At 67.4% G+C, this 21,262-nt stretch carries 17 protein-coding genes; all 17 read right to left on the bottom strand.

The window, feature by feature from the left end; all coding sequences use genetic code 11:
* Positions 1-11: 11 nt before the first annotated feature.
* Complete coding sequence (dnaE, locus tag ACFVVK_RS13370; protein ID WP_390267500.1) at positions 12-3,569, bottom strand: DNA polymerase III subunit alpha; 3,558 nt, start codon at positions 3,567-3,569, stop codon at positions 12-14.
* 59 nt (positions 3,570-3,628) lie between these two features.
* The gene (locus ACFVVK_RS13365; protein ID WP_390267497.1) at positions 3,629-4,576 is read right to left on the bottom strand and encodes an RluA family pseudouridine synthase; all 948 of its coding nucleotides are present in this window, start codon (positions 4,574-4,576) and stop codon (positions 3,629-3,631) included.
* Complete coding sequence (gene lspA / locus ACFVVK_RS13360; protein ID WP_390267494.1) at positions 4,569-5,147, bottom strand: signal peptidase II; 579 nt, start codon at positions 5,145-5,147, stop codon at positions 4,569-4,571. The genes ACFVVK_RS13365 and lspA overlap by 8 nt, the downstream gene beginning before the upstream one ends.
* 150 nt (positions 5,148-5,297) lie before the next feature.
* Positions 5,298-5,990 carry a DivIVA domain-containing protein gene (locus tag ACFVVK_RS13355; protein ID WP_390267492.1) on the bottom strand — a complete coding sequence of 231 codons (693 nt, stop codon included), beginning with the start codon at positions 5,988-5,990 and terminating at the stop codon, positions 5,298-5,300.
* A 169-nt stretch (positions 5,991-6,159) separates the two neighbouring features.
* Positions 6,160-6,468 (bottom strand): YggT family protein, encoded by a 309-nt coding sequence (locus ACFVVK_RS13350; protein ID WP_390267489.1) that lies wholly within the window; start codon positions 6,466-6,468, stop codon positions 6,160-6,162.
* 136 nt (positions 6,469-6,604) lie between these two features.
* A complete protein-coding gene (locus tag ACFVVK_RS13345) occupies positions 6,605-7,135 on the bottom strand; it encodes a cell division protein SepF (RefSeq protein WP_090956618.1) in 531 nt (176 codons plus the stop codon).
* Between the two features lie 87 nt (positions 7,136-7,222).
* Entirely contained in the window at positions 7,223-8,020 is a 798-nt protein-coding gene (locus tag ACFVVK_RS13340) for a YggS family pyridoxal phosphate-dependent enzyme (protein WP_390267486.1), read from the bottom strand.
* The gene (locus ACFVVK_RS13335) at positions 8,004-8,789 is read right to left on the bottom strand and encodes a polyphenol oxidase family protein (protein ID WP_390267483.1); all 786 of its coding nucleotides are present in this window, start codon (positions 8,787-8,789) and stop codon (positions 8,004-8,006) included. The genes ACFVVK_RS13340 and ACFVVK_RS13335 overlap by 17 nt, the downstream gene beginning before the upstream one ends.
* 132 nt (positions 8,790-8,921) lie before the next feature.
* Positions 8,922-10,139: a cell division protein FtsZ gene (ftsZ, locus tag ACFVVK_RS13330; protein ID WP_390267480.1), complete on the bottom strand. Its 1,218-nt coding sequence runs from the start codon at positions 10,137-10,139 to the stop codon at positions 8,922-8,924.
* A 183-nt stretch (positions 10,140-10,322) separates the two neighbouring features.
* The gene (locus tag ACFVVK_RS13325; RefSeq protein WP_390267477.1) at positions 10,323-11,207 is read right to left on the bottom strand and encodes a cell division protein FtsQ/DivIB; all 885 of its coding nucleotides are present in this window, start codon (positions 11,205-11,207) and stop codon (positions 10,323-10,325) included.
* Positions 11,200-12,621 (bottom strand): UDP-N-acetylmuramate--L-alanine ligase, encoded by a 1,422-nt coding sequence (gene murC, locus ACFVVK_RS13320; protein ID WP_390267474.1) that lies wholly within the window; start codon positions 12,619-12,621, stop codon positions 11,200-11,202. Before murC ends, ACFVVK_RS13325 begins: the two co-directional genes overlap by 8 nt.
* Before the next feature lie 4 nt (positions 12,622-12,625).
* Entirely contained in the window at positions 12,626-13,765 is a 1,140-nt protein-coding gene (gene murG, locus ACFVVK_RS13315; protein ID WP_390267471.1) for an undecaprenyldiphospho-muramoylpentapeptide beta-N-acetylglucosaminyltransferase, read from the bottom strand.
* A gap of 9 nt (positions 13,766-13,774) precedes the next feature.
* Complete coding sequence (gene ftsW / locus ACFVVK_RS13310; protein WP_390267468.1) at positions 13,775-15,274, bottom strand: putative lipid II flippase FtsW; 1,500 nt, start codon at positions 15,272-15,274, stop codon at positions 13,775-13,777.
* A 2-nt stretch (positions 15,275-15,276) separates the two neighbouring features.
* Complete coding sequence (murD, locus tag ACFVVK_RS13305; protein WP_390267465.1) at positions 15,277-16,878, bottom strand: UDP-N-acetylmuramoyl-L-alanine--D-glutamate ligase; 1,602 nt, start codon at positions 16,876-16,878, stop codon at positions 15,277-15,279.
* Positions 16,860-17,969 (bottom strand): phospho-N-acetylmuramoyl-pentapeptide-transferase, encoded by a 1,110-nt coding sequence (mraY, locus tag ACFVVK_RS13300; protein WP_390267462.1) that lies wholly within the window; start codon positions 17,967-17,969, stop codon positions 16,860-16,862. Before mraY ends, murD begins: the two co-directional genes overlap by 19 nt.
* Positions 17,966-19,498 carry a UDP-N-acetylmuramoyl-tripeptide--D-alanyl-D-alanine ligase gene (gene murF, locus ACFVVK_RS13295; protein WP_390267459.1) on the bottom strand — a complete coding sequence of 511 codons (1,533 nt, stop codon included), beginning with the start codon at positions 19,496-19,498 and terminating at the stop codon, positions 17,966-17,968. The genes mraY and murF overlap by 4 nt, the downstream gene beginning before the upstream one ends.
* Positions 19,499-19,504: 6 nt before the next feature.
* A complete protein-coding gene (locus tag ACFVVK_RS13290) occupies positions 19,505-21,163 on the bottom strand; it encodes a UDP-N-acetylmuramoyl-L-alanyl-D-glutamate--2,6-diaminopimelate ligase (protein ID WP_390267456.1) in 1,659 nt (552 codons plus the stop codon).
* Positions 21,164-21,262 lie beyond the last annotated feature (99 nt).

Here is a 21,262-nt window from a genome sequence, read left to right as displayed (position 1 = left end):
CCGAAGGCCCGTCAGTTATCCAGGCACGTCGGACCGAGCAGCACCTTCAGATCGCCAAACAGCGAGGGGCTCGGGTTGACGCGCAGATGCACCGGCAGGCCCATCACTTCCACCCGGGTATCGCCCTGCAGATGTAGCCGGACCTCGGAATTTCCGCGGTGGGTGCGCAGCACGTCGCCCAGCTCGGTGACCACAGCTTCGGTGGCCTTGTGCGTCGCCATCGTGATGACCAAGGGTCCGCCGGTGCCCTGGCTCAGGTCCGGCACTGATAGTTCCATGCAGTTCAGGGTGACGGCGCCGTCGTCGCGCCGCTGCAGGCGACCCTTGACCACCACGATCAGGTCTTCGGCCAGCACCGAAGCGATGGGGCCGTAGACCTGCCCGAAGAACATGACCTCCATGGAACCGGCGAGGTCCTCGATTTCGGCCCGGGCGTATGCATTGCCGCTGGCCTTGGCGATCCTGCGGCTCAATGACGTGATCATGCCCGCGATGGTGACGATCGAACCGTCCGGCGGGCCGTCCTCGGCGATGATGGACGTGATCGAACGCTCGGCGTGCTGGCTCAGCACGCCTTCCAGGCCCTGCAGCGGGTGGTCGGAGACGTACAGGCCGAGCATGTCCCGCTCAAACGCCAGTTTGTCCTTCTTCTCCCATTCCGGCAGGTCCGGGATCTCCGTGCTGAGCGACGCTTCGGGCTCCTGGTCCTCAAAGCCGGCAAACAAGTCGAACTGGCCGATCGCTTCGTTGCGCTTGAGCGTGATCACGGAGTCGATTGCTTCTTCGTGGATCATGGCCAGGGCACGGCGATGGTGGCCCAGGGAGTCGAAGGCGCCCGCCTTGATCAGCGACTCGATGGTGCGCTTGTTGCACACCACGGCCGGGACCTTCATGAGGTAGTCCTTGAACGAGGTGTAGGCGCCCTCGCTGGCGCGGGCGGCAACCATGGCCTCGACCGCGTTGACGCCGACGTTGCGGATGGCGCCCATGCCGAAGCGGATGTCGTTGCCCACCGGGGTGAAGTTGAGCGCCGACTCGTTGACGTCCGGCGGCAGCACGGTGATGCCCATGCGCCGGCACTCGTTCAGGTAGATGGCCGACTTGTCCTTATCGTCGCCCACAGACGTGAGCAGCGCGGCCATGTACTCCGGCGCGTAGTGCGCCTTCAAATACGCGGTCCAGTAGGAAATGACGCCATAGGCGGCCGAGTGCGCCTTGTTAAAGGCGTAGTCGGAGAATGGCAGGAGGATGTCCCACAGGGTCTTGACGGCCTCCATCGAGTAGCCGTTGTCCTGCATACCCTGGGAGAAGCCGGCGAACTGCTTGTCCAGCTCGGACTTTTTCTTCTTGCCCATGGCACGGCGCAGGATGTCCGCCTGGCCCAGAGAATAGCCAGCCAGCTTCTGCGCCACGGCCATCACCTGTTCCTGGTACACGATCAGGCCGAACGTCCCGCCCAGGATCTCCTTCAGCGGTTCCTCAAGCTCCGGGTGGATCGGGATGACTTCCTGGATCTTGTTTTTGCGCAGGGCGTAATCCGTGTGGGCGTTGGCGCCCATCGGTCCTGGCCGGTACAGCGCCAGCACGGCGGAGATGTCTTCGAAGTTGTCAGGCTTCATCAGCTTCAGCAGCGACCGCATGGGCCCGCCGTCGAGCTGGAAAACACCCAGCGTGTCGCCCCGGGCGAGCAACTCGTAGGACGCCGTGTCATCCAGCTCCAGCGTTTCGAGATCGAGGTCGATGCCGCGGTTCATTTTGATGTTTTCCAAGGCATCCGAGATGATCGTCAGGTTTCGCAACCCGAGGAAGTCCATCTTGATCAGGCCGAGGCCTTCGGACGTCGGATAGTCGAACTGGGTGATGACCTGGCCGTCCTGGAAGCGGCGCATGATCGGAATCACGTCGATGATGGGGTCCGAGGACATGATCACACCGGCGGCGTGCACGCCCCATTGCCGTTTCAGGCCCTCGATGCCCAGGGCGGTCTCGAAGACCTTCGCAGCTTCCGGGTCAGTGCTGATCAGCTGGCGGAAGTCGCCGGCTTCGCTGTAGCGCTTGGACTGGGGGTTCTGAATGTCGGCCAGCGGAATGTCTTTGGCCATTACGGCCGGCGGCAGGGCCTTGGTCAGCTGCTCGCCCATGCTGAACGGGTAGCCCAGCACGCGTGATGAGTCTTTGAGGGCCTGCTTGGTCTTGATGGTGCCGTAGGTGACGATCATCGCAACGCGTTCGTCGCCGTATTTGCGCGTGACATAGTCGATCACTTCGGAGCGGCGCCGGTCATCGAAGTCGACGTCGAAGTCAGGCATCGAGACGCGGTCCGGGTTGAGGAAGCGCTCGAAGATCAGGCCGTGGTGCAGTGGATCAAGATCGGTGATGCGCATGGCGTACGCCACCATGGACCCTGCACCGGAGCCACGTCCGGGACCCACCCGGATGCCGTTGTTTTTGGCCCAGTTGATGAAGTCGGCCACCACAAGGAAGTAACCCGGGAAGCCCATGGAGGTGATGACCCCCAGCTCATAGTCGGCCTGCTTGCGAACCTTGTCCGGAATGCCCTGCGGGTAGCGATATTGGAGCCCCTTATCGACTTCCTTGACCAGCCAGGAAGTTTCATCCTCCCCTTCCGGGCACGGGAACCGGGGCATGTAGTTGGCGCCCGTGTTGAAGGACACCTCGCAGCGTTCGGCGATCAGCAGGGTGTTGTCGCAGGCTTCCGGGTGGTCGCGGAAAAGCTCCCGCATTTCCTGCGGCGACTTCAGGTAGTACCCGCTGCCGGAGAAGGCGAAGCGTGAGCCTCCGTTGTCGTATGTGGGCTCCAGGAGGGTCGAGCCGGACTGGATGGCCAGCAGGGCCTCGTGTGCCTTGGCGTCGTGCTCGTGGGTGTAGTGGAGGTCGTTCGTGGCCACGAGGGGAAGGTTCAGTTCCTTGGCCAGCCGCAGGAGGTCTCCGGTGACGCGGCGCTCGATGTCCAGGCCGTGGTCCATAAGTTCGCAGAAGTAGTTCTCGGCCCCGAAGATGTCGCGGAACTCCGCCGCGGCTTCGACGGCCTCCCGGTACTGGCCGAGCCGCAGCCGGGTCTGCACCTCGCCGGACGGGCAGCCCGTGGTGGCGATGAGCCCTTCCGAGTAGGTGTTGAGCAGCTCCCGGTCCAGCCGCGGCCACTTACCGAAGACCGAGTCCAGGGAGGCAATTGACGAGGCCCGGAAGAGGTTCCGCATGCCCACGTTGTTGTAGCTGAGCAGGGTCATGTGCGTATACGAGCCACCGCCGGAGATGTCATCCTTGCGCTGGTGTTCCTCGCCCCACCGCACGCGGGTCTTGTCCGTGCGCGCAGTCCCGGGGGCCACATAGGCTTCGACGCCGATGATGGGCCTGATGCCCTTGTCGGTGGCACGTTTCCAGAAGTCGAAGGCGCCGAACAGGTAGCCGTGGTCCGTCGTGGCCAGGGCCGGCATGCCGAGCCGCTCGGTTTCGTCGAACAGCTCTCCTAGCCGGGCGGCGCCGTCCAGCATCGAGTACTCGGTGTGGTTATGGAGATGGACAAACGAGTCGTTGCTGGAAGTCACCGGACCATTCTAGTGCCGTGCTGCGACAGCGGCGTGCAGGCACAGGCCTGACCGGCCTTTCAGGCCTGTCCGGACTCCAGGACCTCAAGCGCGTACTGCAGGTCCTGCGGATACCCGCTGGTGACGGTGACACGCTCCCCCGTCCGCGGGTGGTCGAAGGACAGCTCCCGGGCGTGCAGCCACTGCCGGGTCAGTCCGAGGGTTGCGGCCAGCCGGGGGTCCGCGCCGTAGGTCAGGTCGCCGGCGCAGGGGTGGCGGAGCGCGGAAAAATGCACGCGGATCTGATGGGTGCGACCGGTTTCCAAGTGGACCTCCACCAGTGAGGCCTTTCCGAAGGCCTCCAAGACCTCGTAGTGGGTGACCGAGTCGCGGCCGTCCTCGATCACAGCGAACCGCCAGTCGTGGCCCGGGTGCCGGCCGATGGGCGCGTCGATGGTGCCCGCCAGCGGATCCGGCAGGCCCTGGACTACGGCGTGGTAGACCTTGTCCACGGTGCGGTCCTTGAAGGCGCGCTTGAGCACGGTGTAGGCGTTCTCGGTCTTGGCGACCACCATGACGCCGGAGGTCCCGACGTCGAGCCGGTGGACGATGCCGGCGCGTTCCGGTGCCCCCGACGTCGAAATCCGGTAGCCGAGTCCGGCCAGGCCTCCCACGACCGTGGGTCCCACCCAGCCGGGTGAGGGGTGGGCCGCCACGCCGACCGGTTTGTCGATGACTACGAACTCGTCATCGTCCAGCAGGATGTTAAGGCCGTCCACTACTTCCTCCACGATTTCCAGGGGGTCCCGGCGGTCCGGTACCACGACGTCGAGCACGGTGCCGGCCGCCAGCTTGAGCGATTTGCCCACCCTCTTGGCGTTGCTGCTGACGTTGCCCTCGGCGATCAGGGTCGCCGCCTGGGAGCGGGAGATGTCCATAAGCCGGGACAAGCCGGCGTCCACGCGGGCGCCGGCAAGCTCCTCTGGAACGGTGAACTGCCGGTGCGCCCCAGCGGCGTTCTCAGACATCCTCGGCCACCGTGTCCTTCGTGTGGCGCGAACCGTCCAGGGAGATCCCCCGGAGGGTGAGCAGGCAAATGATCACCACGGCGGAGACGACGGCGGAATCGGCGATGTTGAAGATCGCGAAGTTCGGCAACTGGATGAAGTCCACCACGTGGCCCATGGCGAAGGACGGCTCGCGGAACAGCCGGTCCGTCAGGTTGCCCAGGGCCCCGCCGAGCAGCAGCCCGAGCGCCAACGCCCACCAGAGGGAGCCCAGCTTGCGCAGCTGCAGCAGGATCGCGACGGACACGGCCGCCATGACGATCGTGAACACCCAGGTGACATTCTCGCCGATCGAAAACGCGGCCCCGGAGTTGCGGATGTAGAACCAGTGCAGCAGCGGCGGCAACACGGGGATCCGCTCGCCCTCGGTCATGGTGCTCGTGACCCAGAGCTTGGTCAGCTGGTCGAACACGTAGGCGAACACGGCGAAGGCAGCGAACAAAACGTACAGCTTTGCCCGGCGCGGCCGGCCCTGCACGGGCAGTGCGTCCGCGGCGGGCTGCGTGGCGTCTGGTGATGGTGCGTCAGTCATAGGGCTTTCGTTCGGGAGCCAGTACGGGGACCGGGATGTGGTGCCGGCCAGTGTTGCGCACCGAAACCGGTGGCGGCGCTGGCGGGTAAAGGAAAAGCCGGCGGCCGAGGAGTCCCCAGCCACCGACTTCAGAATACTTGGCTTTTTGCCCTAGCTGGCTTCGACCTCAGGAGCGGCAACGGAGCCGCGGGCGTCGAGGTCGCGGAGCTGGCCTTCGATGTAGGCCTTCAGGCGTGACCGGTAGTCACGCTCGAAGCCGCGAAGCTGCTCAACCTTGCGTTCCAGGACGGAGCGCTGCTGTTCGAGGGCACCGAGGATCTTGCGGGACTTTTCCTGCGCGTCGTTGACGAGGCTGCTGGCCTCGATCTGGGCTTCGGCGATGATCTTGTCCCGCTGCTGCTCGCCGTCGGCGACGTGCTTGTCGTGCATCTGCTGCGCCATGGCCAGCAGGCCGGCGGCCGATTCGGAGGCCGGGGTGGCGGCGGTGCGGGCCGGTTCGGCAGCCTGGGCTGCCTTCGCGGCCTGCTCGGCTTCCTTCTTCTTGGCGGCTTCTGCGGCCGCCTTTGCCTTCGCTTCGGCCTCGGCCTTGGCGGCTTCTTCCTTGTCGGCCTTGACGGGCGCCGGGACCTTCTCCACCACGGGTGCGGCGACTGCGGAGCTGGCAGGCGTGCCGGCGCCGGATTCCGCGAGCTTCTTGCGCAGCTCGTCGTTCTCCTGGTTCAGGCGTCGCAGTTCGACGACGATCTCGTCCAGGAAGTCATCAACCTCGTCCTGGTCGTAGCCTTCGCGGAACTTGGTCGGCTGAAAGCGCTTGTTGACAACGTCTTCTGGCGTCAAAGCCATCTGGTCACCTCGTTGGTCTAGTTAGTCAGTAGGCCTTCCGGCCGTCAAAACTACGGTACCTAAATATGGTCTGGTTCCTCTAATTCAACACCGCAGTGTCAAACCGGAGTTTCTATCAGCATCGGCGTCGGCCCAGCTCAGCCGCCTGCCATGGGGTTGCTGCTGCGTCTCAGGCTGCGATCGGCTGGGCGTACACCAGGCCCTTGACGACCCACATGGCCACGCTGACGGCGACGAACAACAGCAGGAACCCGATGTCGAGCGACATCCCGCCCAGCCGCAGCGGCGGGATGAGGCGGCGGAGCAGCTTCAGCGGCTTGTCCGTGACCGAATACACAGCGTGCGCGGCAACCAGCGCCACACCGCGCGGCCGCCAGCTCCGGGCAAACATCTGCACCCAGTCGAAGACCAGGCGGATGATCAGTGCCACGAAAAAAAGCAACAGAGCGATATAGACGAGCCCGAAAACAATTCCCATGAGCTAACTCATATCTCCATGTTCATTCCGGATACCGCAGTGTCCTAAGGAAAGTGTTCCTTCTATTTCAACACGGATAATTGCGCACGGATGCCAGGCGGGTGTCCCCGCCTGGCATCCGTGCGAACTATCCGGCTTAGCTCTGGTTGAAGAAACTCGCCTGCGTCTCGCTGGCCTTCTTGTCATCGCCAATGACCTCGATGTACGAGGGCGAGAGCAGGAAGACCTTGTTGGTCACGCGCTCGATGCTGCCACGGAGCCCGAAAACCAGGCCCGCCGAGAAGTCCACGAGGCGCTTGGCATCGGCTTCGCCCATGTCCGTGACGTTCATGATGACGGGGATGCCGTCGCGGAAGCTTTCGCCGATGAGCTTGGCATCGTTGTAGGACCGCGGATGGATGGTGGTGATCTGCCGGAGTCCGGTGGTCTCTTCGCGGCTCGAAGCCGCACGCTTGATGGGTGTCACAGGTGCGCGATATTCCTCTTCAGCGGGGTGGGGCTCTTCCCGGGGAACCTCGCGGACGGGCGCCGGCGCGCGGCGTTCCTCGCGGTCCTGCTCCATGGATTCGTCCTCATCCTTGTGCGGTGTGGGGTGCTCAGACTCGTAGTGTTCGTCACCGTCAGCGAGCCCAAGATAGATCATTGTCTTGCGCAGCGCGCCAGCCATGGTCGACTCCTCATCTTGTCCGTAAGCGGGCAGCTTAATGACTCGACAGCCTTGGAATCCCCGCCATTACCTTCCAATACGTTGAACTTACCGCAGGTCCGGACGCGGACCGAGAATATCGGAGCCAATGCGCAGGTGTGTCGCCCCGAAGCGTATCGCCTGTTCAAGGTCCTGGCTCATGCCGGCGGAGATCCCCGTGGCGTCCGGAAACTGCGAGCCCAGGCGCCCGGAAATGGCTGCCAGCTTCTCGAACGCGGCCGCCGGGTCCGCCCCGAGCGGGGCTACGGCCATGACGCCCGCCAGCCGCAGCCCCGCTGCTGCCGCGAGCTGTTCGGCCAGGGCTGGGACATCCCGGGGGGCCGTGCCGCCGCGGTGCGCCGCCGATGAACCTCCTGCGTCTTCGGCCAGGCTGACCTGGATGAAACAGTCCAGTGGCGGGCGGCCTGTCCGGTCTCGTTCGACGGCCATAGCTTTGGCGAGTGCGGCGGCGAGGCCGGGCCGGTCCACGGAATGCACGGCTCCGGCATACTTGACGACCGATTTGGCCTTGTTGCTCTGGAGCTGTCCGATGAAGTGCCAGCGCAGCCCGAGGTCCGGAAGCTGCGCCGCCTTGTCCACGGCTTCCTGGTCCCGGTTTTCCCCGACGTCGGTGACTCCCAGCGCCGCGAGCCGCCGGACATCCTGGGCCGGGTGGAACTTGGTGACGACGATCAGGCGGGGCGGCGTCCCCTGCCGGCCGGCAGCGGCCACGGCCGCGTCGATGCGGCGGCGTACCGCCGAGAGGTTCGTCCCCAGCTGGGCCAGCCGTGGTCCTTCGAGCGCTTCGGGGCTCTCCCCCGGCCTTGTGGTGCTGCCGGCGTCCAGGCCGTCACTCTGCTTGGTCATGGCCGCGCACCCCCTTCCCGGGTGCCGCGTTCGTCCACACCAGACCGGCGAACCGGCCCGTGTGGCTGTTGCGGCGGTAGGAGAACAGGGTGTCGTCTTCCAGGGTGCAGCCCCCGGTGTATTCGACGGCGACGTCCGCCGCTTCCAGCTGGCTCCGCACGCCTGCCGGCAGGTCCAGGCCGGGCGTGCCGGTGGACGTGGTGGTCCACGTAGCCGGGACGGCGGCGGCCACGTCCGAGCGCAAGCCCTCGGGAACCTCGTAGCAGCGCCCGCAGATGCTGGGCCCCACCCAGGCGCCGATCCGCCCGGCACCGAGCTCCCGCAAGCGCGCGACGGCGGCCGGAAGTACCCCGGTGGCCACGCCCGGCCGTCCGGCGTGCACCACGCCCAGGACCGGGGCCCCGGACGGGCCGTCGCCGACCAGTACCACCGGCACACAGTCGGCCACCATGACGGCCAGCGGTTCGGCCAGGGAGACCATGGCATCGGCGGTGGGAACCGCCGGCACGTCCGCCGTGGGCAACGTTGCCGCGTCCGATCCCCCGCCTACGGCACCGGCGCCTGCGCTGACGGTGGCGACGTCGTTGCCGTGGACCTGGTTCATATACCGGAACGAGCGCCCGCCGAGACCCGCGGCCTGTTCGAGCTCCGCGCGCCGGCGCCGGACCGCCGCGGGGTCATCGCCCACATGGAGCGCCAGGTTCCCGGCTCCGGCGTCGGTGAAGGCAACCCAGACGCCCGGCCGGACTTCAGCCCGCCAGGAAAACAATCACAACACCGCCGTCGACGTGTCCGAAATTCTTGCGTTCATACGTTCCACCGTAACCCGGCGGAAAGCAGCATGGCACCGCCGGACGGCGGTGCCATGCTGTAGCCGGACGTTTTTGCTTGAGGGAGTCGGTTACTTCAGGAAGTCGGGGACGTCCAGGTCGTCGGAGTGGCGGCCGGACAGGTCCGGCTCCACGACGGCCGGCAGGTCGACGTCGAAGCCCGAGTCGGCCGGTACGGCTGAGGGGCGCTGTTGGCCCCAGCCGCCGTAGCCGGAGGCACCGACGGCCGCGTGCAGGGGCTGGACCTGGGCTGAGGCGGGTGCCTGCGCCGGAGCCGGGGCCGGGGTTGCAGGCCGCGGCGGCGCGGCCGGCAGCGACTGGTCCATGGAGGGAGAGGTGGCCTTGACGTCGTCAAAGCCCGCGGCGATGACCGTGACCCGCGCCTCGTCGCCGAGGGCGTCGTCGATCACGGCGCCGAAGATGATGTTGGCCTCCGGGTGGGCGACTTCCTGGACGAGGCGGGCAGCTTCGTTGATTTCGAAGAGGCCGAGGTCCGAGCCGCCCTGGATGGACAGCAGGACGCCGTGCGCGCCGTCGATCGATGCTTCGAGCAGCGGGGAGGCGATGGCGAGCTCGGCGGCTTTGACGGCCCGGTCTTCACCGCGGGCCGAGCCGATGCCCATGAGCGCGGAACCGGCGCCCTGCATGACGGACTTGACGTCGGCGAAGTCGAGGTTGATCAGGCCCGGAGTCGTGATGAGGTCCGTGATGCCCTGGACACCGGACAGCAGGACCTGGTCGGCGGAACGGAACGCGTCCAGGACCGAGACGTTGCGGTCGCTGATGGAAAGCAGGCGGTCGTTCGGGATCACAATCAGCGTGTCGACTTCGTCCCGGAGGGCGTCGATGCCGGCTTCGGCGGAGCCGGCACGCCGGCGGCCTTCGAAGGTGAAGGGGCGCGTTACCACGCCGATGGTCAGGGCGCCAAGGGAGCGTGCAATCCGGGCCACGACGGGCGCGCCGCCGGTGCCGGTGCCGCCGCCCTCGCCGGCGGTGACGAAGACCATGTCTGCGCCCCGGATGACCTCTTCGATTTCATCGGCGTGATCCTCGGCGGCCTGCCGGCCGACCTCAGGGTTCGCGCCAGCTCCGAGTCCACGGGTCAGCTCACGCCCGACGTCGAGCTTGACGTCGGCATCACTCATCAGCAGCGCCTGGGCATCTGTGTTGATGGCGATGAATTCGACGCCGCGAAGACCGACCTCGATCATGCGGTTGACTGCGTTCACGCCACCGCCGCCGATGCCGACGACCTTGATGACGGCCAAGTAATTCTGCGGAGCTGCCACGTTACGTGTCCCTTGTTCGTGTACTAATGCGAAAACTGATCGAGCAGTGCTTGAAGCTTTGAACCTTAACCTTCGACTTGAAGGTTATAGTTATGTCAAGTAACTCATGTCTGTGACGGTATTTGCTCCGCCGGGGACATTCAATGACCGGCGCCGCGTGTCGCGCGAATACCGGCCAAATGGCTACCGGGTGACGGGGTGCCTGGGCACGCTGACATCGTAGACCTTTACCGGATTCTTCGGATCTGCCGGTGCCTTCAGGAGGGCCGCGAGGACGCGGGCCTTCAATTCCTTCTCCCCCGCGTTGCCCCAAACGATCGTCTGCCCGTCCACGAGCTTGAGTTCAACGGCGTCGGCAGATCCGGCGGAAGCGTTGGAGAGCCTCGACAGCACGTCCGCAGGCAACGCTCCCAGCACCGCGGTGATGGCCCGGAACAGGTCCTTGGGAAGTGTCCCGCCGCCACCATCGATCACCGGCAGCGGGACCGAAGCGGCGTCCTTGGTGGTGCTGAGCTGCACCCCGTCGACATCCACCAGCTGGTACGTATCGCGCTGCTTGACCAGGGCGACCGGGATCCGCTCCGTGACGTCCACGTGCAGGGTGGAGGGCGGCAGCGCCCTCACCCGAACCTCTTTGATCTGGACCAGCGGCTTCAGCAGGGCGGTGACGTCCGCTTCGCTGATCTGCGGAAGCGGTTTGCCCTGCAGGGGCGCGAGGGCGGCCTGGACCCGCTCGGCGCCCAGCAGCTTGGTGCCCTGCACCGTGACTGTCCGCAAGGCCAACACGGGCGAGTAGACGGCGGCCGCGACGATGGCCGCCATCAGCACGGCAACAATGCCGATGGTGCTGAGCAGGATGCGCCGGCGGCGCTTGCGTTTCGGCTCGGGGAAGGACAGCACCTGCCCCGAACCATGCTCCGGAGCCGACAGCGGGGTGCGGCCCCGACCGCTCCCGGTGTCACCGGCGTTCTTGGACGCCGAAATAACGTCCGTGCCGGTGCCGCCGGAAGACGGACCGGAGCCCGCCTTGGATCCGCCCCGGTACGTCGGGCGCCGGGTGCTAGCCACCGGCGGCCTCCACAGTCAGGGCATCGACGATCTGCGGCCCGTAGGCCGTGACGTCGCCGGCGCCGGCGGTGAGCACAATGTCCCCCGGCCCGGCGGCCGCGAGCAGCGCCTGGACCGCCTCCGCGCCGGGGCCCACACGGCTGCCGCCGGGCCCCAGGTGGTCGGCAATCAACCCGCTGGTGACGCCCGGAATGGGATCTTCCCGCGCCGGATAGATGTCCAGAACCAGGGCCGTGTCCGCCGTGTTGAGGGCGTCGGCGAATTCACGGGCAAATTCCCGGGTTCGGGAAAACAGGTGGGGCTGGAAGAGAACGTGCACTTTGTGCTGCCCGGCCACGGAGCGCGCGGCAGACAAGGCGGCGCGGACTTCCGTGGGGTGGTGGGCGTAGTCATCGTAGACGCGGATGCCGCGCCCTTCGCCCTTGAACTCGAAGCGGCGCGAGGCGCCGGAGAAGTGCGCCAGTGCCCCTGCCGCCTTCTCCGGGTCCACGCCGAGTTCGATCGCAGCGGCGAACGCGGCGGCCGCGTTCAGCGCGTTGTGCCGGCCCGGGACCTGGAGCTCGACGCCGAAGGTGCCCGCCGTCGTCGAGATCCCGATCCGGCCCGGGCCGGCATCGTCCGGCCGGACCGGGGCATCGTCCAGCCGGACGGCGGCGTCCGCCGACGTCCCGTAGAGGACCACCCGGGTGTTGCCGCGTTCCAGGGTGCGCTGGGCCAGTGCCCTGGCTCCCGGGTCGTCCGCGCAGGCCACCAGGACACCGTCGGCGGGCAGCAGGGAGGTGAAGCTGTCGAAGGAGGCGTAGACGGCTTCGGCGGTGCCGTAGAAGTCGAGGTGATCCGGCTCGACGTTGGTCACCACGGCGATCGTTGGCCGGTAGTTCAGGAAGGAACCGTCCGACTCGTCGGCCTCGGCCACAAAGATCCCGGAGGCGCCGTTCGCCGCGTTGACGCCGAGCGCCGGAACGTTGGCACCGATGGCGAAGGACGGATCCAGCCCGGCGCCCTGCAGCAGCACCGTGATCATGGAAGTTGTGGTGGACTTGCCGTGGGTTCCGGCGACAGCCACGACGGTGTCATCCGCCATGGTGGCCGCGAGGGCTTCGGAGCGGTGCAGCACCGGCAGCCCGGCGGCGCGGGCCGCCGCGAGCTCAGGGTTGTCCGGCCGGATTGCGGAGCCGGCCACCACGGTTTCTGCGTCGCCGAGGTTCCCGGGGCCATAGCCCACCGCGATGCGGGCTCCGGCGGCTGCAAGGTCAGTCATGACGGGCAACGCCTTCGCGTCCGAGCCACTGACCGGAACGCCGCGTGCAACCATGATGCGGGCGACGGCGGACATGCCGACGCCGCCGATGCCGATGAAGTGCACGCGGCCGAGGGATTCCAAAGAACGCGTGCCGTGCTGGGGCTGGGTCATTGCTCTACTGCTTCCTGACGTGCTGGGACCTGCTGTGCTGGGCTGAAGACGCGACGTCGAGGATGAGATCGGCCATGCGCCGGTCCGCATCCCGGATGCCCAGGTGCCGGGAGCTGGCGGCCATCTCTGCGAGCCTGTCCTTGTCCAGCAGGGCCGGGATGATGTGCTGGCTGATCCAGTCGGCGGAAAATTCCTTGTCGTCCACCAACAAGGCGCCGCCCGCGGCCACAAGGCCCGCGGCGTTCAGCGCCTGCTCCCCGTTGCCGATGGGCAGGGGGACGAAGACGGCGGGCACGCCCACCGCGGCCACCTCGCAGACGGTGGCCGCGCCGGCACGGGCCAGCAGCAGGTCAGCCGCGGCGTACACGGTCTCCATGCCGTCGACGTATTCGACCTGCCGGTAGCCCGGTGCGGCGAGCGGCGTGCCGTCGGCGTCGTGCACGGACTTGCCGCGGCCGGTGATGTGCAGGGTCTGGACGCCGGAGTCGGCGAGGGCCCCGACTGCCGCGGCGAGTGAGCGGTTGATGCTTTGGGCGCCCGAGGACCCGCCGGTGACCACCAGGGTCGGTTTGTCCTGATCGAGTCCCAGCGACTGCCGCGCCCCCGCGCGGGCAGCGGCCCGGTCCAGGCCGGAAATCTCCGGACGCATGGGCATGCCCACGTGCTGCGCGCGGCCCAGCTTGGTCGCGGCGAAGGCGACGGCCACGTGGGCGCCCAGGAAGGCCCCGACACGGTTCGCCAGGCCGGGGCGGGTGTTGGCCTCGTGGACCACGATCGGTATTTTCCGGCGGCGGGCTGCCAGGTACATCGGCGTGCAGACATATCCGCCGACCCCCACCAGGACATCGGCCCCGGCACCCTCCAGGATGACGCCCGCCTGCTTCACTGCCCCGGCCAGGCGCCCGGGGAGGCGGAGCAGGTCTGCGGACGGCTTGCGCGGCAGCGGGACCCGGCTGATGGTGACCAGGTCCAGCCCGGCCGCCGGGACCAGGCGCGTTTCCATCCCGCCGGGCGTACCGACCGCCACCAGCTTCACCGCCGGCCGGGTCTGCCGGAGGGCACCGGCAATGGCCAGCAGCGGGCTGATGTGGCCGGCGGTTCCGCCGCCGGCAAGGACCACGGACAAAGGCGACTCGGTGTTCATAAAGGGCTGTTACGCTTTCGTGCGGTTCTTGGGAGCAGCGCTCTTGGCTGCGGGATTCTTGGTAGCGGGGTTCTTGGCTGCTGGGTTCCTGGCCGCCGGATTCTTGGCCGGTCGATTCTTGGCCTCGTTCCGCGCCGCGGCCGCGCGGGCGGCGCGCGCCCGTCGTACCGAATTCGCGAACGCTGCCGGCCCGAACTTCAGCATCTTCTTCGGCTGCATGCCCGGATCCATCTGGGCCCGGGCCAGGGACAGGACGACGCCGATGGCACACAGCGACATCAGCAGGGCCGAGCCGCCATAGGAGATGAAGGGCAAGGGAACGCCGATCACGGGTGCCAGTCCGGTGACCACCGCCATGTTGACGCTGGCCTGCCCCAGCAGCCAGACCATGATGGCGCCGGCCAGGACACGGTGGAAGACGTCGTGCTGCGCAACGACGACGCGGTAGATGGCGGTGCCGAGGATGGCGAAAAGGACCAGGACCACGAGCGTTCCGACCAGGCCCAGTTCCTCGCCGATGATTGCGAAGATGAAGTCGTTGTGGGCCTCGGGGATCCAGCTGTACTTTTGCCGGCTCTGGCCGAGCCCGACGCCGAACCAGCCACCGGAGGCGAGCCCGTACAGGCCGTTGGTGGACTGGTAGTTCAGGTCGGAACCGTCGGCGCAGGTCTGGCCGGTCCAGGACAGGATGCGGCACATCCGGTTCGGGTTCGTGACGGCGAGGATCGTGGTGCCGATGGCCAGGAGCCCCCCGGCGAACGCGAAAAAGTACAGCCGGACGCCGGCAAAGAACAGCGCAGCCGCCACGATGATCATCACGATCATGGCTGTGCCGAGGTCGTTACCGGCGAGAATGAGTCCCAGGACCACAGCGGCTCCCGGCGCCACGACGGGAACGAGCGCGTGCCGCCACTCGTGCAGGAGCTTCGCTTTACGGTCCAGTACCGTGGCCATCCACAGCGCCAGCGCCAGCTTGGCGGCCTCGGAGGGCTGGAAGGTGAAGGGGCCGACGTCGATCCAGTTCTGGTTGCCCAGGGCGCTGCGTCCCACGAGAAGGACCAGTCCGAGCAGCGCGACGGCCAAGATCATGACCCCCCAGGCGATGCGCCTGAGCCACACGACGTTGACCCGCGAGAGGACGAACATGCCAAAGATGCCAATCGCGGCGAATCCGCCCTGCTTGAGGGCAGCCGAGTACGGCGACTCCCCCGCCGCGATTGCTTCCACGCTGGAGGCGGAGAGAACCATCATGATGCCGATTGCCGTCAGGGCCAGGGTGGAACCCAGGATCAGGTAATAGGTCGATCCGTTGCGGGACTTGCCGGTGCCTTCCAGCGCGGACCAGAATCTGCGGTACCAGGCACGCACCCGCACTGCGGGAGGACCGGCGGTCCTGGTACTCGGAGGGGCCGGTACGGGGCTGCTGCCGGCCGTCCGGCCGGCAGTTCGACCGAGACTTCCGCCCCGGGCGGTGGGTGCCGCCGTCGTACGTGTGGGCGTGCTGACCATTGTTACTCCTCGCCGGTCTGAGCCTGCCCTTCCACGAGCTCGCGGACAGCGTCGATGAAGGCATCGCCACGGTGAGCGTAGGAAGAGAACTGATCCATGGAAGCAGCGGCCGGTGCCAGCAGCACAGTGTCCCCTGAGGAGGCCAGCTGGGCCGCCGAGGCAACGGCCTGGGCCATCACAGTCTCGCCGAAGATCGGCGAAGGGCCTGCGCCGGCTGTGGCCGTTCCGGCAGTCTGCACATCTTCAGTCTCGCCCTTTGCCGCCCCGATCACGGGGACATTGGGCGCGTGTCGCTGCAGGGCGGCCTGCAGATCGCTGGAGTCCGCCCCGATCAGGACCACGGCCTTGAGCCGCTTGGCATGGTCCTGAACCAGCGAGTCGTAGTTCACGCCCTTGGACAGTCCGCCGGCGATCCACACCACCTTGGAAAAGGCAGCCAGCGAGGCAGCGGCGGCGTGCGGGTTGGTGGCCTTGGAGTCGTTGACCCAGAGCACCCCCTCGTGGCGGGCCACGGCCTGGATGCGGTGGTCGCCCGGAAGGTAGTCCTGCAGGCCCTTGCGGACCGCCGAGGGCTCTACACCGTAGGCCCGGACCAGGGCGGCCGCCGCCAGCGCGTTCGCCACCATGTGACGCGGCGCCCCAGCCCCCAGGTCAGCCATGGAGGCGAGTTCGGCTGCGCTGTCCTTGCGTTCGGCGATGAACGCGCGGTCCACCAGCAGCCCTTCCACGACGCCGAGCATGCTGATGGCCGGCGTCAAGGTGGTGAAGCCCACCGCGCGGCAGCCTTCGACGACGTCCGCGTCTTCGACCATGCGTTCGGTCTCGATTTGCTCGGCGTTGTAGATGCACGCCTTCTGCGTGTTCGCGTAGATCTTGGCCTTGTCTGCAAGGTAGGAGGCGTAGGACCCGTGCCAGTCCACGTGGTCTTCAGCGACGTTGAGGCACACGCTGGCCAGCGGTGACACCGAGTGGCTCCAGTGCAGTTGGAAGCTGGAGAGCTCCACCGCGAAAGCGTCGTAGTCCACGGGGTCCCGGAGCGCGTCCAGGATGGGCGTTCCGACGTTTCCGACGGCAATGGCCTTGAGGCCGGCGGCCTGGAGCATGGACTCGGTGAGGCCCACCGTGGTCGTCTTGCCGTTGGTGCCGGTGATGGTGAGCCAGTCGGCGGTCTTGCGGCCCTTGCGTTCGCGCAGCCGCCAGGCCAGTTCGACGTCGCCCCACACCGGAATGTGCGCCCGCGCGGCAGCGGCCAACAGGGCCTGATCCGGACGCCACCCCGGCGAGGTGACCACGAGATCCGGTTTCTGCCCGTCGACCTTCGGAACGGACTCCACCGCTGCTTCGCCCAGCAGGACATCGGCAGCGCCGACGATGCGGAGGGTGTCCGCCTGGGCCAGCGCCTTGGCGCTGGTGGCGGCGTCCACCACCACCACCCGGGCGCCGAGTTCGATCAGGGTGTCGGCCGCGGCGAAGCCGGAGACGCCGATGCCGGTGACCACGACGCGCAGGCCCGACCAGTCGGAATCCCATGTGGTGAGGCCCTGGAGCCGCGGCGAAGTGGCGAGCGGGGCGGGAATTGGACTGGTCACAGGAGCACCACCCATTCTGCGTAGAAGATGCTTAGGCCCGCCGCGACAAACAATCCGCACAGGATCCAGAACCGGACCACCACCGTGACCTCGGCCCAGCCTTTGAGTTCGAAGTGGTGCTGCAGCGGCGCCATCTTGAAGAACCGTTTGCCCTTGGTGAGTTTAAAGTAGCCCACCTGGATGATGACCGAGAGCGTGATGAGAACGAAAAGACCGCCAATGAAGGCCAGCAGCAGTTCCGTGCGGGACAGGATGGCGAAGGCTGCGACTGCGCCACCGATGGCCAGGGACCCGGTGTCCCCCATGAAGATCTTGGCCGGGGAGGTGTTCCACCACAGGAACCCGACCAGGGCGGCGCTGAGGATGGCGGCGAGCAGGGCCAGGTCCAGGGGGTCGCGGACCGAGTAGCAGCCGCCGCCGGCCTGCCGCGGGGACCCGCAGGCCTGGTTGTTTTGCCAGATGCCCATGAGCGTGTACGCCCCGAACACCATGACGGAAGCACCGGCTGCCAGGCCGTCGAGGCCGTCGGTGAGGTTCACGCCGTTGGTCGCCGCCGTGACGATCAGATTGGACCACAGGACAAACAGGATGGCGCCCAGCACGGTTCCGGCGAAGGCCAGGTTGAGCCACGGAATGTCGCGCACCAGCGAAATCTGGGTCGACGCCGGTGTCAGCCCGGCGGAATTCGGGAAGTTCAGCGCCAGCACGGCAAAAATGATGCCGACGGCGGCCTGAAGGATCAGCTTGGCCTTGGCGTTCAGCCCCAGGCTCCGCTGCGCGGAAATCTTGATGAAGTCGTCCAGGAAGCCCACCAGCCCCATGCCCACCATGAGGAACAGCAAAAGAAGCCCCGAAGCGGTCGGACCCGGGGAGCCGGGGTTCATCAGCCACATGATCAGATGCGTGAGCAGGTAACTGACGACGACCGCCAGGACCACAACGGTGCCGCCCATGGTGGGCGTGCCGCGCTTGGTGTGGTGGGAGGTGGGCCCGTCGTCTCGGATGAACTGTCCGTAGCCCTTGCGGACCAGGAAGCGGATAAAGAGCGGGGTGCCCGCGAACGAGAGGAGCAGCGCCATTCCGGCGCCCAGCAGCAGTGCAATCACAGCTGTGTACTCCCTTCGGTGGCGGTTGCGGCAGGTCCCTCAGCAGATCGCTCGGGAGTGTCCCCCGGAGCTTGTGGGGGCAATGCTATCCGATCGCCCAGATGGCGCAGCCCGATGCCGTTCGATGACTTGAACAGGACCAGGTCACCGGGCAGGAGCTCGGCTTGGAGGAGGTCATAGGCCTCGTCCGCGGTCTCGGCGAAGATGCATTCATCGCCCCAAGAACCCTCGTTGACGGCGGAGACGTACAGTGAGCGGGCCTCCCGGCCGACGACTACGAGCCGCGAGATGTTGAGCCGCACCACCTGGGTGCCGACGGCCATGTGCTCACGGATGGAGTCCTGGCCCAGCTCGAGCATGGCGCCCAGAACCGCCCAGGTGCGGCGCCCACGGCCCAGCTCGGCCAGCGTCCGCAGCGCGGCCCGCATGGATTCCGGGTTGGCGTTGTAGGCATCGTTGATGATGGTCACGCCGTCTGGGCGCTCCGTGCGCTCCATCCGCCAGCGGCTGGCGGCGGTCTGGGCGCTGAGCGAGGCCGCGATTTGGGCGCCAGGGATGCCGGCCGCGTGCGCCGCGGCGGCGGCCGCGAGCAGGTTGGCGATGTGATGGGCTCCGATCAGTTTGGCGGAGACGTCGTGTGTGCTGCCGCCGGGCAGCTGGAGCTCAAATTCGGGATGGCCGGCGGGGTTCAGTTCGACGCCGGCGGCCCTGACCACATCGGGCTGGGCCATGTCCGCCTCGCCCTGGGCGGCGGCCCGGGAGGTGCAGCCGAGCACGCGGGCGCTGGTCCGCGCGGCCATGGCGGCGACGCGGGCGTCGTCCAGGTTCAGCACGGCTGTGCCCTCGGCCGGGAGCGCCTCCACGAGTTCACCCTTGGCGACGGCGATGTTCTCGATGCCGCCGAATTCTCCGGCGTGCGCGGAACCGACGCCGAGGACCACACCGATCTCCGGCCGAACCATGTCGGCGAGGTACCGGATGTGGCCGATGCCCGTGGCGCCCATCTCGATGACGAGGTAGCGGGTGTCGTAGTCGGCCCTGAAGACGGTCAGCGGGACGCCGACCTCGCCGTTGTAGGACCCCTGCGGCGCGACGGTGGCGCCTTCGGCGTCGGTGGCGGCGAAGATTCCGGCCAGCAGGTCCTTTGTGGTGGTCTTGCCGGCGGAGCCGGTGATACCGACGACGGTGAACGCGGCACCGGCGGACGCGCGGCGGGCGCGGATCCGGCGGACAGCTTCAGCGGCAAGTGCGCCCATGGCGAGGACGGCGTCCTCAACGACGACCGCCGGGTAGTTCACCCCGGCGTCGTCGGCGACATCGCGCTCGACGAGCGCGAGAACGGCGCCCCGGTCAAACGCGGCGCCCACGAAGTCGTGGCCGTCGGCGCTTTCCCCGGGCTTGGCCACATAGAGGGAACCCGCCGTGGCCTCGCGGGAGTCGGTCACCACGGAGTTTGGGGTAATGCCCGGCTCCGCGGCCAGCCGGCCGTTGGTTATGTCGGCGATTTCCGCCGCTGTTAGTGCAATCATCTCGGTTTAGGACTCTATCCGGTGGTCTTCGAGAACGGTGAATCCCCGTTCTGTCAAGGCGTTCCGGAGCTCCACCCGGTCATCCAGGGCGAGATTGACTCCCTTGACCTCCTGCCACACCTCGTGGCCCCGGCCGGCCACAAGGATGGTGTCCCCGGTCCTGGCCAGCTCCACGGCCTTCAGAATGGCGGCCTCCCGCGGGAAGACCTCCAGGACGGTGCAGTCCAGGCCCTCGCTGGCTTTGGCTGCCTGGGCGCCGGCCAGGACGTCCGCACGGATAGCCGCCGCGTCCTCGTCGTGGGGGTCATCGTCGCTGACAATCACGGTATCCGCCAGCCGGGCCGCAATGGCCCCCATGGCGGGGCGCTTGCTTTGGTCGCGCTGCCCGGTGGCGCCAAAAACGATGATCACCTTGGACCCGGGTTCCGGCGACCGGACGGCCTCAAGGGCCCGCTGGAGGGCATCGGGGTTGTGGGCGAAATCCACCACGGCGGCCGGCGCCGTGGACACGAGCTGCATCCTGCCGGGCACGGCAACGGTGAAGGGGTCGCCGGCGTCGAGGGCGGCCTGCACGGCGGCTGGGTCGTGGCCGCCGGCGAGCACCATGACGGTGGCCAGGGCGGCGTTGGCGACGTTGAAGCTGCCCGGCAAGCCGGTGTGCACGCGCAGTTCCGCGCCGTCGCGGTGCCGGAGGACAAAGTCGGTGCCGAGTCCCCGCGGGGCAGTCCGGACCACGGTCCAGTCAGCGCTCAGGCCTCCGTCGTGTCCGCGCCCATCCTGGCCGGCAGTGGCGAGTGTTGTGACGGGGATTTCGGCCGCAGCGGCGAGCCTGCGGCCCCAGGCATCGTCCACGGTCACGACGGCAGCCCGGGCGCGTGCCGGGGTGAACAGCCGGGCCTTGGTCTGGAAGTACTCTTCCATCGTCCCGTGCAGGTCCAGATGGTCCTGGGTGAGGTTCGTGAAGCCCGTGACATCGAACACCACCCCGTCCACGCGGTGGAAGGACACGGCGTGCGAGGAAACCTCCATGGAAGCGGCGTCGAGCCCGCGTTCACGCATGAGGGCCAGCAGGGCGTGCACGTCCGTGGATTCGGGGGTGGTGAGCAGGCTGGGGATCGGCTCGCCGCCGGCAAGGATTTCGATCGTCCCGATCAGTCCGGTCCGTTTGCCCAGCGCCTGCAGGAGAGCGTTGATGAAGTAGGTCGTGGTCGTTTTGCCGTTGGTGCCGGTCACGCCGAAGAGCGCCGGCCCCGCTGTCCCCTCCGGGCGGCTCTGGTAGATCAGCGCCGACAGCCGGCCGACAACGCTGCGCGGCTCGTCGGCAAGCAGCACGGGAACGGGGATGTCGTTGGAGAGAGCCAGCATGCGGGCCCCGGCGTCGTCGGTCAGCACCGCGACAGCACCGGCGTCGACGGCCTGGGACACGAAGTCGGCCCCGTGCCGCGTGGCGCCGGGAAGGGCGACGTAGAGGTCTCCCGGGCGGATCTCCCGGGAGTTCAACGAGATCCCCGTGACCGGGACCGAGTGGGACGCCCCAGGAACGGCGACGCCGATAGACTCACCGATGGCGGACAGCGGCACTGCAGCAACCGCGGCGGGCCGGAAGCCCGGGCCGGAGTCGTTGCCGGCCGGCGCGGAATCGTCTGGGGCGGTGGGTTCTGACACGTATATCTCCGTTGTGGTGCTAGTGGGTCGGGTCTTAGCGGATCCGGCCCAAATTTGGTCGTGCACTGCTTAATCGTGGACTGCGCGCGGGGCAGGCCC

It is taken from the genome of Arthrobacter sp. NPDC058192 (assembly GCF_042883665.1).
In the GTDB taxonomy this organism is placed as follows: Bacteria; Actinomycetota; Actinomycetes; order Actinomycetales; family Micrococcaceae; genus Arthrobacter.
This window is presented reverse-complemented; position numbering and strand designations above follow the sequence as displayed.